Consider the following 19572-nt stretch of genomic DNA (forward strand, 5'->3'; position numbering starts at 1 on the left):
CGCATTATACTAACTATACTACACCAATTCTGTAGCCACAGCTACAAAATCAAATCTTCATATAAACTTCACCTAATTTAGAGGAATTATCAATAATTAATCGATCCATTTAAAATGCTTACACGCATTATAAATACCATCTTTATCACAATCTGTAGTAATATAATCCGCCTTTGCCTTTAATTCAGGGCGTGCATTACCCATAGCAATATTTAGCCACTCAGGTCTAAACATAGACAAATCATTATACCCATCACCAAATACAACAGCTTGATTTGGCTTCATTCCAAAGTATTCAAGCATATTACGAATACCCAACGCCTTTTCCATAGGCTCATATAGAACACAGCCATCACCATAACGAATGAGCTTATGTGTCATATGCTCGATATCCTTCTCCTCTTCCTCTCCTTCCTTGAAAAACACATAAATCTTATAAAATTCTTCAACACTATGAAAATCAAAATTAGGGTCTACAGTTGTTTTAAATACATCCCAATTAGGATGCCACTCTAGAATTTCCTTATATGGCGTAATACGACCGAGTTTATTGCGATCAGTTACGGCCCAAGGAATATTATGTGATTCTAAATACTCTAAATATTTAATACATGCATCACGATCCATACCTATCATAGATACCAATTCATTATTAACAGTGATACTGTGACCACCATCTGCTACAAAATCAGTAAGACCCGCTTGCTCTGCAAAACGCTTAGCATCTACTTGAATACGACCAGTTGCTAAGGCTACACGGTGACCACGACGCTTTAACTCATCTAAACTGTATTGAGCACTTTCAGGGATTTTACCTTCAGGCCATACAGCTAAAGTATTATCTATATCGAAAAAGAAAAACTTCTGCTCCACGGTCCCTCCTAATCACGTCCACTCATTAACTTAAACCGTTCTTTTTGCGCTACATTTGGATATTTTTCACGATCCACATCGCTCAAAAACATTTCTAAGGGACGTACATACATATCGCGCTCATCATACAGTTTTTGATATACTACAAACTTTTCACCCGTCTCAGAGTGAGTCGCTACATCTAGCACGTAATAATACATTCCTTTAAAATGACGATACAAGCCACCCTTTACAATTTCTTGCATTTATAACCTCATCACATAACATACACAAATAGTTACAAACCATATTAATCAAGAGATTCCATATATTGAATAGCTTTAGTCAACATATCTGCTGTAATTTTATATGGAGATACATCAATATCATGAACAGATGTAGCCTTTTCAACAATTTGAGGAATATGCGATGCAGTAAGATCTAATTGTGAAAGTTTAGTAGGCCAACCTAATTCGCGATATACTGGCAACCACCGTTGTAACTCATCCATTTGTTGGTCAACGGTTAACAAAATAAGTAAGCCATAAGCTACTATTTCACCATGCAAATGATTTTCTTCTGTTTCTTTATTAGTAACACAGCCATAACATACAGCATGAGCCATGTTGCTATTATATGCCATAGGAACACAACCTGATACAACACCGGTAGTAAAGATAACAGTCATAGCAATGGTATCAAAGGCATCACTACGTTTATTAGCTTGACTATCTTTATAGGCTTGTATACCATGTGCTAAAATTGGTTCACTACACATAGAAGCTAGAGTAAGGCCTAACTGAGTATTATAGTCTTGCTCGCGATTGCGAGCAGAAAGATGAGTTTCATAGTGTTTTGCAATAGTATCTCCCATTCCTGCCCACAAGTAACGGCTTGGTGCTTCTACGAGAATATCAGCATCAATAAAGCAGTGCACAGGAGGATGATTTACAAAAGCTACGTCATCAAAAGTATGATCTGCCGTGTATACAGCTGCCACTTCTGACGTTGCCGCACAAGTAGATGCAATGGTTGGAATTGTAAAGAATGGTTTATCATCTAACTCTATAGCTACTACTTTTACTATATCCATGGCCTTACCACCACCAACAGCAAACAAAAAGTCCGCATCTTTTACAGATGCCATTTGTGCAATTTCCTTGCCTCGAGCAAAAGTACACTCTCCACCAAAGTGGATAATATCTAGCACCTTAATCCCCGCTTTATCAAGCACTGGACGAATGTGTGGCAAAGCTTTAGAAAGAGCTGTTTCGCCACCGATGATAGCTACAGACTTGCCATATAATTTTGTAAACTTTGGAATAGCGTCAAATACATCATGACCTCCAAAACTATAACTAGGTAAACAATGAGTACTACGCATAAAATTTCCTTCCTTCTTTTATCATTTATATCCTTATTTATCCTTATTATAGAAACTTCTACACACAAAATCAATTTTATATGACAACAATCAAAACATAAAAAGGCTCTATACTCTCACAAAATGAAAGCATAGAGCCTTTATCTTTATTACTTATTATCGGAAGCAAGACCTTTATGGATAAGACCCACAACAAAGCCTAATACCGCAAAGCTTACCCAGCCCATACCAGCACTTTGGAATGGAATATATTGAGCAAAGAGCTGTTCCAAAGCTATAGGTGCAATACCTGCAGTCTCAAGACCAGTCATAAGAGCAGAGATCATTGTGAACGCTACAGTCCATGCATATACGCAACGACGACCACCGAACACATTATGAAGAAGTGCCAACAAAATGATTACGATAGTCAACGGATACAAGAGCATCAACACAGGGATTGCTGCACTGATGATTGTTTTCAAGCCAAACATACTAAGGCCAAAGGCCGCTAGAGAGAAAATTACTACATATAATTTGTAACTAATCTTTGGAGTCAGCTTGTGGAAATATGTACCGCAAGAAGTGATAAGACCAATACTTGTAGACAAGCAAGCTAGCAGCACGATGATAGCCAAGATGATTTGACCGAACTCACCAAACAAATAGTTAGCACTTACGGACAATACAGGAGCCCCTGTCTCGAACAAACCAAAGCGTTCAACACTTGTAGCACCAATATTAGCGATAAATACATACACGATACCAAGAAGGCCTACCGCAATTGCACCTACCTCCATTACTGTTTTTGTAATCACAGCACGAGATGTAGCACCACTGAGGCGTACAAAATCGATTACAAGAATAGCAAATACTACGGAAGCTAAGGCATCCATTGTATTGTAGCCATCTAAGAAGCCTTGTAACACAGCCGTTGGTGCATCACCATATGCCGGTTGTGGTGCCGCATACCCACCAAGTGGAGTAATAAAAGATTTAACAATCAACAACAGAATTACAAGAAGTAAAGCTGGTGTCAAAATATTACCGATACGGTTAACAAGTTTTTGTGGACTAATAGATAACCACAAAGAAATACCAAAGAATAATGCCAAGAAAATTGGTTCCATATTCATGCTTAAACCTTCAGCAAAAGGTTTAATTGCGATTTCATAAGCTACAGTACCAGTACGCGGCGTCGCAAACATTGGTCCAATACTCAAGTAAAGAGAAATAGTATACAACAAGCCATAAATCGGATGAACACGGCTTGCTAGTTCTTCAACATCTTTACAGGAAGAATAGCCCATTGCTGCAACACCTAAGAGTGGAAGTCCTACACCAGTTAACACAAAGCCAAGCAAAGCCCAACCTACATTATCACCAGCTTGTTGACCTAAGGCCGCTGGGAAGATCAAGTTCCCTGCCCCAAAGAATAGGGCAAATAACATCATGCCTATAGCCAGATAAGCACGGGTCGACAGATTATCGTTACCATTCATAAATGTAACCCCCTTTAGGTTATATAAAAATAATATTACTATTATAATCTAAAGGGGCTTGGGTATACAAGAAAAATATCCTCACTATTCTATATCCGTATAGAGTTATTCCCATAAGTAACAGACTTTAACTTTTACTTATAGAAATAAGTAGATAAATTCCTATTTTACAGTAATCATTACAGACTATTAATTGGTCATTCACTACAAAAGATTTCTTATATGAACTTGTACATCATAAAAGGTGCTCCCCCATCCCTGATCGGTAGGACGAGCTGCGGTAAGCGCATTGATTGCCACGTGAGGATCACTCGATTGAGATTGCCACCATACACCTAGTGTTACCAATGTCCCTCTCTGTACTTCATCGTCGTAGTATGCTTTAATTTTTACACTGCCACGATCGTTATAGATTTCTACCTCAGCACCATCGTTTATGTTATACATTTTTGCATCTTCTGGATGGATGCGAAGTTTCATCAACTCAGGATCATTAAAGTCTAATTCGCAGAAGCTAGAGTCCAAAATTCGAATATCATTACCATTTATAAGCCAAAACGGTGCATTATCACCATATGGAGGCATATACCGAATTAATGGTTCTACATCCTGCGGATTATATAATTCAATTTTTCCAGACGGTGTTTTGAAATCCATCTTATAACTCTCAGGTACCGTCATCTCCACAGGCTCACCATTTAAAATCAACTCTTGGTCCCTCTTGGATATACGACTCGAAGTCCGCACAATTTGTTCAATAAGATCTTTTTCACTAAGGTCAAAAAAATCATCCTCCAACCCCATGCGTTTTGCTAACTCAGCAATAACTTGCCAGTTGGAACGAGATTCACCAATTGGCTCAATCAATTTGTAACCCGTCCCAATTGTGTAATGACCATAAGAATTATAAATATCATCATGCTCCACAGATGTTGTGGCTGGTAAAATAATATCAGCATACTTACAAGTATCCGTAAAGAAACGCTCATGTACCACAGTGAATAAGTCATCGCGCATCAACCCTCTACGTACAACATTCTGGTCAGGAGCTGTGATAGCCGGATTTGAAGAGAAGATATATAAACTATGAACTTTAGTTCCTTCAGGGTTTATAAGCATTTCACCCAGTTTAATCATAGGCATCAATCGTTTAGCTGGCGCATGAACATGAGCCTGTTGCATCACATCTTTGCCAATAAATTTACTACCACTAGCACTCGACAACAATCCACCCCCAGGATATTGCCATGCTCCAACCACAGCAGGCAAGGCATTAATAGCACGGCATGTCATAGCACCATTGCCATATCGAGATAGTCCACTGCCGAGACGAATAAACGGCGCTTTTGACTTTGCATAAGCATGAGCAAACTCAGTCATCCGCTCCACAGAAACACCGCAAATTTCAGCCGCTTTTCCCGGCGTAAAGTCAAGCAACACCTCTTTTACCAACTCATCGTAGCCTTGGACATGCTTCTTAATAAAATCTATATCTGCCAAGCCATCACGATGAATGATATGGAGCATCCCTAAAGCTAGTGCCCCATCACTTCCTGGTTTAACGTAAATATGTTCATGAGCTTGGCTAAAAGTATAAGTTTTATGAGTGTCGATAATCCAAACGCGAGCCCCCTTCTTTTTCGCAATGTTCACATCATGTAAAATATGAACATCTGTGGCTGTCGCATTTATCCCCCACAAGACGATAAGATCACTATGTTGCGCCTCTTGTGGTTTAATCGCTAAGGTATCACCGTAAACAGAACGGAACCCCGCTTGTTTAGCAGGAGAGCAAATACCTCGATCTTGGTCTGTAGCACCAATACAACGGAAAAAATAATCTGCTGCAGGACTCTGAATAACCCCCATTGTTCCTGCATAAGAGTAACGCAAAATACTTTCACTGCCATAAGTATCAATAGTTTCTTTGAAATTATTGACAATTGCATCAAGGGCTTCATCCCAACTAATACGAGTGTACTGATCTTCACCAATTCCCTTTTTACCGACACGCTTCATAGGGGACTTCAAGCGCAATGGAGAATGGATTACCTTTTCATAATGTGCCATCTTAGGGCATAGTGTACCTCTTGTGAAAGCATGTGCTCTATCCCCTCGAACAGATATTACTTTATTATTATCGACTGATACAATGAGACCGCATGCATCGGGACAATCGTATGGGCATACAGATTTATATTCTTTCATAATAAGCACCTCGCTTATAAATTGTATAAACTATAGGATGTATATTTATATTATATTATAGTATGACTCGTATAAGTATAACCTTTTGCACATCTTCTGAATTAAAAAGGTTTTAGAAATGATTATTTTATGTATATCAATGCATTCGATTATCACATTACATTTATGACCTCATCATTTATTTTGATATATATAGTTAGACATTTCAAGTTTTATCGATATCTATCCATTATCATTCTTGTCCAATGCCTAAACAGATATACTAATAAGTTCTATAAAAATACCAAAATTCTTCAAAAAAATCATGTAATCATTACTAAAAGTCATAACCATATAGTTTTAGGTATAATCAGACATTTTAATAGTGTCGTATAGATTATGTGACAAAAATCACCGGTACGTATGCGTATTTAGTAATGTCGTTCAGACTGTAAGACTATTCAATCTCACTTGTTTCTGTGCTATACTGACAGTGTCATTTGAGAGGATATAGAACTCACAAGAAATCATTTTGAATTCATGGTTATCTAATGTGAAGTAGCTATATCAGGTACATATTTTCTGAAAAGAGGTTTTAACGATGGCAGACGCAAAAAACACTGTGTTATTCCCTTATGAAACACTAAAAAAATTGAGCATGGACGCTTTCCAAAAATTTGGTTTCTCCGAAAAAGAAGCTGACATCATCCAAGACGTACTTTTGACTTCTGACTTGTTCGGTATTCAAAGCCATGGTATGCAACGTATGGTTCGTTACCATAAAGGTATCACTAATGGCTTGATTAAAATCGACGCTAAACCTGAAATCGTAAAAGAAACTCCAATTTCTGCAGTTATCGACGGTCATGACGGCATGGGTCAATTATTGGGTCATAAAGCTATGGAAATGGCTATCGAAAAAGCTAAAAAATCCGGTGTTGGTATCGTATCCGTACGTAACTCCAACCACTACGGTATCGCCGGTTACTATGCTAAAATGGCATCCGACCAAGGCTTAATCGGTTTCTCTTGTACAAACTCCGAAGCAATCATGGTTCCTACATATGCTCGTAAAGCTATGCTTGGTTCTAACCCTATCGCTTGGACTGTACCAGCTGATCCTGTTGACTTCTTCTTCGATTGCTCCACTACAGTAGTAACTCGTGGTAAACTTGAAATGTACAATAAAATGGGCAAAGCTACTCCAGATGGTTGGGCTGTTAATAAAGACGGCGTTCCTTCCACTGATGCAGCTGAAGTATTGGGCAACATCTCCCGTCATGAAGGCGGCGGTATCCTTCCTTTAGGTGGTGCTACAGAAGTTCTTGGGGGCCACAAAGGTTATGGTAACGGCATGATTGCTGAATTATTCTCCTCTATCTTGTCCCAAGGTGGTACTTCCAACAAATGTATGGTTGGTGGTAAATCCAATATCTGCCACGGCTTCATGGCTATCAACCCTGAATTCTTCGGTGACCCTGCGGAAATCAAAAAACACTTCTCCCAATTCTTACAAGAATTACGTGAAGCACCTAAAGCTCAAGGTCAAGATCGTATCTATACTCATGGCGAAAAAGAACATGAATCCGTTGAAAAAGTTAAAGCTGAAGGCATCCCTGTACTTAACGGTACAATGCTTGAAGTTCAAGACCTTTGCAATGAATTAGGTCTAGACTTCAAATCCTACTTCGGCGATTATGTACCAGAAGCTCCTGCTACAATGTTCAAAGGTAACTACTAATACCTAAACTTAGTAATGGCCCTAACAAGGACTTGTAGTTAGTACAGAAGGGGACATAAACACTGTTTATGTCCCCTCTCTTATGTTTTTAACCTCATAGGCTATGAGGTTAAAAAATTTTATGTACTATATCAATTTTTATGATAAGTATATCTGTTATTTTATTGTAAGCTTTTATTTTAACTGAACTTTTACAAATTAACATCATAGCGATTTATTCATCAATTAAATTGATTAAACTACGTCGTCCTGTTGAGCATATATTTTTGTTTTACTTGAAAGGATGATCTTAGAAATGAGTGCTATCACCGTTCTATTAGCGCTATCTCCAATCATTTGGTTGATTGTAGCGTTATCCATCTTGAAATTACCTGCATGGCAAGCAACAAGTGTTGCTGCGATTGGTTCTTTCATTATCGCTATTACAGCATTCCAAGCTGACCCATTTATTATGGTCACTGGTGCCCTTGAAGGTGCCGCATTGGCAATCTGGCCAATCCTATTAGTTATTACAGCTGCTATCTTCGTTTATAACTTGGTAGTACATACGAAAGCAATGGAAACTATTAAAACCATGCTTTCTTCTGTAACATCTGATACTCGTGTACTTGCATTACTACTTGCATGGGGCTTTGGTGCCTTCATGGAAGGTATGGCTGGCTTCGGTACTGCCGTTGCAATTCCTGCAGCTATGATGGTTGCCGTAGGTTTTGACCCACTTAAATCTATCATCGCATGTCTCGTTGCAAACTCCGTACCAACAACATTTGGTTCTATCGGGATTCCAACAACTACATTGGCATCCTTAACAAACCTTGATCCAAGCCATTTAGGTACATTCATTTCCGTACAATTGTTCTTGCTTAACCTTATCGCTCCATTCTTTGTTGTTATGATTATTGGTGGCGGTATTAAAGCGTTAAAAGGCGTATTCCTTGTAACATTACTTTCTGGTTTAGCATTAGCAGTTCCTGAAACTGTAATCAACGCTGTAATGGGTCCAGAATTATCCGTAATTTCTGCATCCATCGTTATCATGGCAGTTATCATTGGTTGTGCAAAAATCATGCCTCCTAATGATCCTAAATACGCAGTTAAACAAACTGGCGAAGTCCCTAAAGTTTCTGGTGGCGAAGGCCTTGTAGCTGCAATGCCATTCATCTTAATCTTCGTATTATTGTTATTAACTTCTAAATTGTTCCCTGCAATTAATGGTCCTCTTGCGTCCATTAAAACATCTGTACCTATTTATCAAGGTGCTGGTGCAAAACCTTACACATTCGTATGGATTGCAACTCCTGGTATTATGATTTTTATCGCTGGTATTGTTGGTGGTTTCATCCAAAAAGCAAAAGCTGGCGAAATCTTCGGTACATTGGGTAGCACAGTTAAAAACTTGAAATTCACATACCTTACAATCATCACAGTTGTTATGACAGCTAAATTGATGACTTACTCTGGTATGACTGCAGATATTGCAAAAGCAATGGTTGCTGGTACAGGTACATTGTACCCTCTATTCGCACCTATCGTAGGTGCGTTAGGTGCCTTCTTGACTGGTTCTGGTACAAACTCCAACGTATTGTTTGGCCCACTTCAAATTGCTGCAGCCCAAGGCTTAGATCCTACAAACTTCGAAGACCTTGGTTTCTGGTTGGCAGCAGTTAACTCCGGTGCAGCTGGTATCGGCAAAATGTTGTCCCCACAATCCATCGCGATTTCTATTGGTGCCGTAGGACCTGCTTTAAAAGCATACCTAGAAAACCACAAAGAAATCAGTGCTGAAGAAGCTCATAAACTAGAACATGAAATCGAAGCAAGCGTTATCATGAACAGCGCATTCAAATACTTCTTGATCTTCATCGTTATGCATGGTTGTATCTCCTTCTTCGGTCAACATTTCATCCATGAAATTCACCACTTCTTCTTCTAAGAACTGGTAACAATACAAAAAAGAACAGCTTTTCACGAGCTGTTCTTTTTTTGTTGCCACATATGAGAATACTACATATAACATGGCTTAATGATAATACAGTTTAGAGTTCACTAATTTGCTATAAATAATTGTAACAATCTATTAATAAGCCGCTTGCTCTACTTCCCATTTAGTAAAGGTCCCAGTATCTGTATCAATTTCAAAATCATATTCATAACCGTTATAATGTATTTCACCTTCATACTCTAAACGGCCATTCTCATAATCACGATTGAATTCAGTTACATTTGCAACTGTTGCACCCGGCACACGTGCTAAGGCGCTTTGAACAGCCTCATCAGAACTAATTGCTTCTACAGATGAAATCGTAGCTGTCCCGATTACTACTATTGCAGCTAACACAAAACCTTTTAGTTAATATTTCATATAATTCTCCCATCGCCAATAAACACATTGATATTTTTAGATATAATTAATATACTAATTGTAATCTATAAATAGAGATATAGCAAAGTCAATATTTCATATAGATATTTTTTCTCAATCATGGTAAAATACATCGTATCAAATAGAAAAAATTAAATGCAGTCTGCGAAGTGCGATTCGCAGACTTTTATTTTTCTCACTTTAGTATAGGAGGGTTTTATGACTCAAGAAAATTCTGCTAAGGTCTCTTTCATCTTAGTAGTATTCCTTGGTCTGTTGACAGCCATCACACCACTTGCAACAGATTTATATTTACCAGCATTACCAATTATGCCTAGTGAACTAAATACATCTGCATCAAATATTCAAATGACCATTGGTGTGATGACTTTTGGTGTTGCATTAGGTCAATTATTTGGAGGTCCTATTAGTGATACTATGGGCCGCAAGTTGCCTCTTATAACAGGCAACTTACTTTGCGTTATCTCTAGCATAATCTGTGCTTATGCACCAAGCATTGAAATACTTTTACTAGGACGCTTTCTACAAGGTTTAACAGGATCTGTGGGCGTTGTAATTGCTAAGGCCATCGCTCGAGATTTTGCATTTGGTCAAGAATTGACTAAACTCTTTGCATTGCTCATGATGGTTAACGGTTTGGCGCCAGTAATCGCTCCGCTCATCGGAGGTCAATTATTACTATTCACTACATGGCGCGTTATCTTCGTTATTTTAGCAATATTTTCTGCTATTCTATTAGCGGGATCTCTTCTCTTCCGTGAAAGCTTACCTAAAGAAAAACGCGTTACAGGTGGCGTTGCAACTGCTACAAAGAACTACATTACGCTTATTAAAGATAAGCGATTCCTTGGGCAAACACTAATCCAATTCTTTGCTTTTGGTGGATTCTTTGCGTATATCTCAGGTTCATCCTTTGTATACCAAAACATCTTCCAACTATCTGCACAAGAATTTAGCTATCTCTTTGGTATCAATAGCTGTGGTATTATCTTAGCTAGTGCCATAAGCGCTAGATTAAGTAATGTAATCACAGTTCGACAATTACTAACATTTGCCCTCTGGCAACTAACAATCGGCTCCTTGCTATTCTTAATAGCTATGCTTTTCGAATGGCCACTTATTCCTGTAACGGCCATTCTATTCTTTACCGTATGTACAGTATCCCTATTTGGCTCTGCCTCTTTCTCTATGGCAATGGCTAAATACGGTAAAATGGCTGGAAGTGCCTCTGCAGTACTTGGCTTTGCTAGCATGTTCTCTGCAGGAATCGTATCTCCATTAGTTGGTATTGGTGGGGAATATACGGGGATTCCCATGGGGATTACAATGCTAGTATGTGCAGTGCTTTCCTTATTGTGCCTATATGGTTTGGTAGAAAAAGATTAATCTCTTTTACACATTTGTATAAGCCCCACAATGGGGCCCGACTACAACAAAATAATATTAGTATATAAATACGATACCCCTTTCCTTGCTCAGTACTTCGTAAAATCGCTTCGGAAAGGGGTATCGTATTTATATTAACATTATCTATAGAGGCGTCCCATTGTTGGGCTTTACAAGCATATTTCAAAATAGATTAATTCTTTAACTCTACAAACACCTAGGCATAATAACGAAAACCACCTACACAACTGATTGTAGGAGAAAGGAGATGTGCCATAGGCACATCTCCACATTTCTTCCCCCTCCTCTATCCAGTTATATTTTCAATGGGACATCTTCATAATTAGCGTATATAGAAAAGAATACAGCCCTCTCTGCAGCGATTTTACGGAACGTAGTGACGTACTGAGCCAAGAGAGGGCTGTATTTTTTCTATACTAGTAATATGCAGTTGTATTCGGGCCCCATTATAAAATGTAAGGGACCTTATCGCTTATTCACTAAATTCCATCCCAACTTCTCCCCACTGCACTAGTTATATTTTCAATGGGACCGCTTCATAACAGGTGTATATAGAAAAGAACACAGCCCTCTCTGCAGCGATTTTACGAAGTGTAGCGCCGTACTGAGCCAAGAGAGGGCTGTGTTTTTTCTATACTAGTGTTATGTAGTTGTCACGGAGCCCCATTGAAAATATAACAGAGCACCCTTATTCAAACATTGTCGATAGTAGTAGTTTCAATCGGTTTGCTTGGTTAACCACACTGGATCCTGGATCGTAGTCGATAGCTGCGATTCGCACGTCTGGGTAGGCAGCGGATAGTGTTTTTACCATGCCTTTACCTGTTACGTGGTTTGGTAAACATCCAAATGGTTGTAAGCATACGATTTGTTTAGCCCCTTTTTCGATGAGGTCAATCATATCGCCTGTGAGGAACCAGCCTTCACCACATTGGTTACCAAGTCCGATGAATTGAGCTGCTTCTTTCGCTACTTCTGTCATACGTTGTAACGGGTCAAAGTGTTTTGACGCTGCTACGGCTTTTGCATATGGCAAGCGGTAGAGTTCAAGGGCTTCACGAGCCAATGTACCGAAGAAGCCAGATAGCCATGTACCATCAAGGTGCTTAGCACGGTATGTGCTATCCATTGCACAATACAAGAAGAAATCTAGCAAGCCAGATGTAACGACTTCGCCGCCTTCCTTTTCAATGAGCTCATTAATATGATTGTTAGCACTTGGATGGAATTTAACGTAAATTTCCCCTACAACGCCAACACGAGGTTTCTGTACATCCTTGTTGACTGGCAAGTTATCAAAGTCATGAATGATTTCTTTGATGTACTTATTATATTGTCGAAGACTGGCAGATGTAATATTATCACGTAATTTTTTAATCCAATAATCACATAATGCATCGGTAGAACCAGGATTTGTCTCGTATGGCCGTGTGGCAAGAACACATTGCATGAGCGCATCACCGTATACAACAGCTTGAATCATGCGATGTAAGAAACCTTTTGTCAACTTAAAGCCTGGTTGGCGTTCCATATCACTCGCATTAAGAGATAGAATAGGTACTTGTTTCATACCAGCATCAATCAATGCTTTACGTAAGTAACCGATGTAGTTTGTAGCACGACAACCACCACCAGTTTGAGAGATGATAACAGCCGTCTTATCTACATCATATTTACCGGATAATAGTGCGGACATGAGCTGCCCTACAACGATAATCGCTGGGTAACATGCATCATTATTAATGTATTTTAAACCCACTTCGATATCGTCACGCGTAGGCGCTGGCAACATTTCAAAGTCATATCCTTCATTTTTGAGAACTGGCTCTAAGAGGCTAAAATGCAATGGTGACATTTGTGGTACCAAGATTTTATAAGTCTTACGCATTTCTTCTGTAAAGACAACGCGATTGTAATCGTAAGTTGGTAATTTCTCTACCACTACCTCTTCCGGCGCCTCAGGATTATGATGACGACGCAAACTACGTTCCATTACAGATTGCAAGGATCGCAAACGGATTGTCACGGCTCCAAGGTTTGTACCTTCATCGATTTTGAGCAAGGTATGGATTTTGTGGTTTGCTGAAAGTATATCTTTTACCTGATCTGCTACGATAGAATCCAGTCCACAACCAAAGGAGTTAAGCTCTACAATTTGGAATCCTTCAGTTCTACTTACAAATTCAGCGGCACGATATAGGCGACTATGGTAGGACCATTGGTCTACAACACGTAAATGCTTGATTTCATTGCCTAATGGTGCAACGCCATCTTCTGTAAGAACAGCCATACCAAGAGATGTGATAAGTTCAGGAATACCGTGGTTAATACCGGAGTCCAAATGATATGGACGGCCAGCCAATACGATTGTCGGAATTTGTTCTGCCACGAGGCGAGACACAGTTTTCTTTGTCGTTTCACGGTAAGACGCTTTACAGTTTTCCTGCTCTTCCCAAGCGAGGTCTACAGCCTTAGCAATATCCTTCTTCTTTAAGTTTAAAAAATCCAATGCTTTCACAAGGGCCGGAACAAGGGATTTTTTATCAGCTAACGGCAAGAATGGTGCGTGGAATGGAGTATCGCCCAATACCTCTTGCATATTATTTTTGATAAGTTCTGGATAGGAAATAACCATTGGACAATGGTAATTATTGTCGCGGCTAAATTCCTTAGGGCCATGTTGAATACAAGGGTACCAAATAAAGTCTACCTGTGCATTCGCTAAGTCGCGAATGTGACCATGAACAGCTTTTGCTGGATAGCAAGCCGTATCGGATGGAATCGTATCGATAGCCTTATTGTATTGATCCTTAGTCGTATAATCTGAAAGGATTACTTCATAACCCAAGCTATTGAAGAATGTAAACCAGAATGGGAAGTCCTCATACATGTTGAGAACGCGAGGAATACCTACACGCATTTTACCTTCAAACTCTGGAATGTTTTTCTTCAAGTAGTAATCAAAGTAACGACGTAATTTTACATCTACCAAGTTAGGAACTGGCTTACGTTTCTCTTGGATCATATCGCCAGCACCGCGATCACAACGGTTGCCCGTTACGTACGTACGACCATCGGAGAAAGCATTGATAGTAAGCATGCAGTTATTTGGGCAAAGGCCACAATTGCGCATTGTCGTAGATACTTGTAAAGAATTAAGGCCTTCACTATCTAGCAATGTACTTTCACCCTTTTGTAACTCTTCCGCCGTTTCCGCTGCAAGAAGAGCCATACCGTATGCACCCATCAAGCCAGATACATCAGGGCGAATCACCTCTACGCCCATCAATTTCTCAAAGGCACGCAAAACAGATTCATTATAGAACGTACCACCTTGAACAACGATATGATCGCCTAATTCTTTAGGGTCTTTCACCTTAAGAACCTTATAAAGGGCATTTTTAATTACAGAATAAGCAAGACCTGCTGCGATATCTTGTACCGTAGCACCTTCTTTTTGAGCCTGCTTAACCTTAGAGTTCATAAATACAGTACAACGAGATCCTAAGTCGATTGGCATAGGTGCCAATAATCCTTCTTTTGCGAATTGATCGATAGGAATGCGTAGACCAGATGCAAATGTATCAATAAAAGAGCCGCAACCAGAGGAGCAAGCTTCGTTCAACACGATATCTTCGATGTACCCATCACGAACCTTACAGCATTTCATATCTTGACCGCCAATATCCAAAATAAAGGATACATCAGGGCAGAAGAATCGGGCCGCACGATAGTGAGCCATCGTTTCTACTTCACCAATATCGATGCCGAGGGCGCGTTTAAGAAAGGCCTCACCGTAGCCAGTTACGCCAGAGTGTGCAATATAGGCGCCTTTTGGCAATAATTCATATATTTTCTCGATGATTTCACGAGATTTTTCTAACGGTTTACCATGGTTAGGACCATAGTGAGAGAAGATAATTTCCTTGTTGCTATTGATAAGAACTACCTTAAGAGTAGTAGAGCCAGCATCAATACCAAGGTAACAAGGACCTTGAGCATCCTCGATATTCGCCTTTGGCGTTACCGCCTTAGCGTGACGAGCTCGGAACTCTTCTAATTCTTGTTCATTTTTAAACAGCGGATCCACACGGTCTGTAGCTTCCATAGGAATACCAATAAGTGCACCGATTTCCTTTGTCAATTGACCAACCGTAATCTCACGGCACTCATCTTTCATCAATGCCGCCCCTAAAGCGATGAATAATTCACCATTTTCAGGGATAATGCGATGCGCTTCATCTAGCTCTAAGGTATCACAGAAGCATTGGCGTAATTCAGACAAGAATGTCAACGGACCGCCAAGGAACGCTACATTACCTTCGATTTTATGACCGCATGCAAGGCCAGCAATCGTTTGATTTACAATTGCTTGGAATACAGATTTTGCAATATTTTCATGAGATGCACCTTGGTTTAACAAAGCTTGTACGTCTGTTTTAGCAAATACGCCACAGCGTGCCGCAATTGGATAAATCGTATCAGCATTCATGGCTAATTGGTTAAGGCCAGATGCATCTGTCTGCAATAAAGTCGCCATTTGGTCGATAAAAGCGCCCGTACCACCAGCACAGGAGCCATTCATACGATGTTCTGCAGTTTGACCTAAATACGTAACCTTCGCATCTTCACCACCAAGTTCGATGATAACGTCTGTCTCTGGATAGAGGGCTTTCACAGCTCGCGTTTCAGCAATAACCTCTTGTACGAATGGGATGCGCACCTTTTCGGCCATAGCCATCCCACCAGAACCAGTAATACATACATGAACAAGAGCGTCTTCATGACCAACTTGAGCCTCTTGTAACAAGGTATATACTGTGTCCAATATGTTTGCATAATGGCGTATGTACTTTTTATACAAATAATTATCGTGTTCGTCCAATAATACAACTTTAACCGTTGTAGACCCCACGTCAATCCCCATGCGTAGCATGTGCTGCATAAATACCTCTCTTTTTAACGACTGTATGACCACCTAAGTGACCATACTTATTTTTGTGAAAGTCTCACATGTAATATGTACAACATATATACTGTACTAAGCATCTAAAATAAAAAATTAAAATAGATAAGGATATAATACTTTCACCAAAATATCTAAATTTTTAAATATCCTATCTTTATTATACAACAAATGTAGATAAAATCTATGTTATTCTATATTCCAATGAGTTATATAGAATATGACTAAATTTGAATAACGACTCTAGATTGTTATAGGATGTAAAAAATATTATATCATTCTAAAATGAAAAAAAGTATATCTAATAGCACATCACTACAGTAATATATAAAGAGATAGATACATACATCGTTAAATCCAACAGATACAATGTTTTCCTTTCTATCAAGCGATCATATACAAATAAATAAGTAATCATGCCTAATAAAAAAGAGACTTCAATGAAACCATTAAAGTCTCTTTTTTCTACATTACTGATTATATTTTTTGTAATTTATTTATTTACTCTATATAAATTACATAACATTTTCATACAAACTAATAAGATCATCCTGATTTGCTGGGTATGGATTAAAGCGATAGCACATATCTTCTAATGCTCTGCTAGCCATGAGCGTAAGTTTTTCACCGGATGTAGCTTTGTCTACTCCAAACTCTGTTAGTGTCATAGGACATTCCAAAGTACGTTGTAACTTTATAATCGCTTCTAACAGGGCTCCTAATTTGTCACTTTCAGATGCTTTATGTGATGCAAAGCCTAATTTCGCAGATAATGCTGCATATTTCTTTGCTACCTCTTGATTATGAGAGCAGTTAAATGCAATTACATACGGCAAGAGCATGCTATTAGCTAGCCCATGAGGCACATGGAATTGTCCTCCCAACTGATGAGCCATGGCATGAACGATACCTAAGCCAGCCTTATTAAAGGAAAGCCCTGCAAGACATGATGCTTCGTGCATAGACATGCGGTCTTGCTCTGTAGCTGTTGGCTTATGACATTTTGGTAAGAATGTAAAGACAAGCTCGATCGCCTGTTGTGCCAATGCATCGGTGAAGTTATTTGCAGCAGTCGCCACATAGGCTTCTAGAGCATGAACGAGTACATCCATACCACTAAATGCAGTAACACTAGGTGGAGATGTTTTTACAAATAATGGCGTTAATAAAGCTTCATCAGGTAATACCGCATCATCTACAAGAGGATACTTAATTTGTGTTTCACTATCTGTAAGAACAGCAAAGGAAGTTACTTCAGAGCCTGTTCCACTTGTAGTAGGAATGGCGATGAATAATTTAATATCCATATGCTTTAACTTACGACCGAAATAAGCTATCCCTTTGCTCATATCGATGCAGGATCCACCACCAATAGCGATGATAACAGTCGGTTTAATAGCTTCCATAAATTCAATGCCTTTTACTACATGAGTTATGGGTGGGTCGGGTACTACATCTGTATATGTAGTCACCTTATTTTTACTATCCATTAACCCCATCACATACGTAAGGCTTGGTGAGTCTTTTAAAAATGGATCACATATGATAAGGATAGATTCATTATTAAATTCTGTAAGACGATTCAACGAATCTGTACCCGAATAAATTTGGGTTGGAAAAGTCCATTTATTCATATACTCACCACCTATCGAATATTAAATCCTGTTGTTAAACAACATCTACGACGGCGTGCAAAGCAGCGAGCCGATGTAGTGGATTCCCCAGTAGGTGTAGCGATTGTAAAGGTTGTCGTACCTTCACCGCTAAAGCCAAGACCGGCATAGGATGGGCCATTCTTAACAAAAATGGAAGTTTTCATTTTACGGGCCATCCGATTGAGGCGTTCCATATTTAAGGAATGCATTGTTGCCGTATGATGTAAGCCTGCTTCTAACATCAAGCATACATCGAGTCCTTCATCAAAGCTATCTACCGTTACAACAGGTAGAATAGGCATTAACATTTCAATGACTGCAAATGGATGGTCTTTTGGTGTGCGCATGATAATCAACCGTGGATCACCATTGTACGGAATATGTGCCGCATCAAGAATGACACTTGCATTCTTACCGACGAACTTTTTATTTGGTGTCCCATTTGGTAAGACTGTTAAATCTACGAGGCGTTGAATATCTTGTTGATTGTCAATGAGGACACATCCTGCTTTTACCATTTCTTGAACTAGCTGTGGCTCGATTTGGCGCATAGCAACGACGCTCTTTTCAGCGATACAAAGGATATTATTATCTAGGCTAGCACCGAGCACGATATCTTGGGCGGCCTTTTTAATATCTGCCGTTTCATCTACAAAGGCGGGTGGATTACCAGCACCTGCACCGATAACCTTTTTACCGCTTTGAAGCGCTTGTTTTACTACGCCAGGACCACCAGTAACAACTAATAAGCTCACATCTGGGTGTAGCATCATCTCTTGAGCAGACTCAATAGATGGTTCACGAAGTGTAACGATAAGGTTTTCAATGCCAATCGATTTAGCAATGATTTGGTTAAGTTCACTAACTAGCAATCGACTGAGATGCTTAGCACCAGGATGTACACTAAAGAATACTGCATTCCCTGCTGCTAGCATGCCGATAGTATTACATATTAACGTTTCTGCTGGATTTGTACTTGGTGTAATAGCCCCGATGACACCATAAGCAGACAGTTCATACAATGTCATGCCATTATCACCAGTTTCACACTCGGTAACGAGATCTTCTACACCCGGTGTTTTATCGAGTGTAAGGTTTAATTTTAATACTTTATCTGCAACACGCCCCATCCCTGTTTCTTCAACAGTTTTTTGAGCCAATTCTTGTACTCGTGGACGCATAGTAGCACGGATGTCTGCTATTACCTTTTCACGAGTTGCCAAGGTGCAATCTTCAAAACGCGCTTGCGCTGCTTTTGCTGCTTGAATTGCATCATCAACTGTATCAAATACACCTGGTTCAACTTGTCCCCTAGGCGCTTGTTTAACAGGTTGTGATGAGGCTGCTTCTTGCTTTTGCCCCTGTAATAGATCTATAACCATGGAGCGGATCATTTCTTTCAACTGTGTATTGTTTTCCACCATGAACCTCCATATAGGTTGCATTGCTGATGCAATGACCATGTCAACTAACAGTGTACACAATCAAGGATATATTCATGATGTGACACAATAAC

At 39.4% G+C, this 19572-nt stretch carries 12 protein-coding genes; 3 read left to right on the forward strand and 9 right to left on the reverse strand.

Annotated features, from left to right (window positions below):
- Positions 1-96: 96 nt before the first annotated feature.
- The 5 genes from ACGHIY_RS08325 to ACGHIY_RS08345 all read right to left on the reverse strand — a co-directional run bounded on the left by ACGHIY_RS08325 (position 97) and on the right by ACGHIY_RS08345 (position 5925).
- Positions 97-873, reverse strand: a complete 777-nt coding sequence (locus ACGHIY_RS08325; protein ID WP_278606452.1) for an HAD family hydrolase — start codon at positions 871-873, stop codon at positions 97-99.
- An 8-nt stretch (positions 874-881) separates the two neighbouring features.
- Entirely contained in the window at positions 882-1118 is a 237-nt protein-coding gene (locus ACGHIY_RS08330; protein WP_390525473.1) for a DUF1653 domain-containing protein, read from the reverse strand.
- Positions 1119-1162: 44 nt separating this feature from the next.
- Positions 1163-2236: an iron-containing alcohol dehydrogenase family protein gene (locus tag ACGHIY_RS08335; RefSeq protein WP_287511001.1), complete on the reverse strand. Its 1074-nt coding sequence runs from the start codon at positions 2234-2236 to the stop codon at positions 1163-1165.
- A gap of 149 nt (positions 2237-2385) precedes the next feature.
- Positions 2386-3717 (reverse strand): branched-chain amino acid transport system II carrier protein, encoded by a 1332-nt coding sequence (gene brnQ, locus ACGHIY_RS08340; RefSeq protein ID WP_008602374.1) that lies wholly within the window; start codon positions 3715-3717, stop codon positions 2386-2388.
- Positions 3718-3921: 204 nt separating this feature from the next.
- Positions 3922-5925: a molybdopterin-dependent oxidoreductase gene (locus ACGHIY_RS08345; protein ID WP_021148570.1), complete on the reverse strand. Its 2004-nt coding sequence runs from the start codon at positions 5923-5925 to the stop codon at positions 3922-3924.
- A 580-nt stretch (positions 5926-6505) separates the two neighbouring features.
- Here ACGHIY_RS08345 and ACGHIY_RS08350 point away from each other — a divergent pair.
- Both ACGHIY_RS08350 and ACGHIY_RS08355 read left to right on the forward strand, forming a co-directional pair.
- Positions 6506-7645 (forward strand): Ldh family oxidoreductase, encoded by a 1140-nt coding sequence (locus ACGHIY_RS08350; protein WP_004698291.1) that lies wholly within the window; start codon positions 6506-6508, stop codon positions 7643-7645.
- A 295-nt stretch (positions 7646-7940) separates the two neighbouring features.
- Positions 7941-9578: an L-lactate permease gene (locus ACGHIY_RS08355; protein ID WP_004694986.1), complete on the forward strand. Its 1638-nt coding sequence runs from the start codon at positions 7941-7943 to the stop codon at positions 9576-9578.
- 144 nt (positions 9579-9722) lie between these two features.
- Here the strand turns inward: ACGHIY_RS08355 and ACGHIY_RS08360 are convergent, their stop codons facing one another.
- Positions 9723-9983 (reverse strand): PepSY domain-containing protein, encoded by a 261-nt coding sequence (locus ACGHIY_RS08360; RefSeq protein WP_316708913.1) that lies wholly within the window; start codon positions 9981-9983, stop codon positions 9723-9725.
- Positions 9984-10226: 243 nt separating this feature from the next.
- Here ACGHIY_RS08360 and ACGHIY_RS08365 point away from each other — a divergent pair, with 243 nt between their 5' ends.
- On the forward strand, positions 10227-11414 hold the full coding sequence (locus ACGHIY_RS08365; protein ID WP_215675751.1) for a multidrug effflux MFS transporter: 1188 nt from the start codon (positions 10227-10229) through the stop codon (positions 11412-11414).
- A gap of 709 nt (positions 11415-12123) precedes the next feature.
- Here ACGHIY_RS08365 and ACGHIY_RS08370 read toward each other — a convergent pair.
- From ACGHIY_RS08370 to ACGHIY_RS08380, 3 genes are all read right to left on the reverse strand, one after another.
- Positions 12124-16380, reverse strand: coding sequence for an acyl-CoA dehydratase activase-related protein (locus ACGHIY_RS08370; protein WP_390525474.1), 4257 nt, complete (start codon positions 16378-16380; stop codon positions 12124-12126).
- A gap of 536 nt (positions 16381-16916) precedes the next feature.
- On the reverse strand, positions 16917-18035 hold the full coding sequence (locus tag ACGHIY_RS08375; protein WP_024062162.1) for a 1-propanol dehydrogenase PduQ: 1119 nt from the start codon (positions 18033-18035) through the stop codon (positions 16917-16919).
- 11 nt (positions 18036-18046) lie between these two features.
- A complete protein-coding gene (locus ACGHIY_RS08380; RefSeq protein WP_215675836.1) occupies positions 18047-19480 on the reverse strand; it encodes an aldehyde dehydrogenase family protein in 1434 nt (477 codons plus the stop codon).
- Positions 19481-19572 lie beyond the last annotated feature (92 nt).

Origin of the sequence: Veillonella parvula (assembly GCF_042850485.1) — a bacterium.
In the GTDB taxonomy this organism is placed as follows: Bacteria; Bacillota; Negativicutes; order Veillonellales; family Veillonellaceae; genus Veillonella; species Veillonella parvula_Q.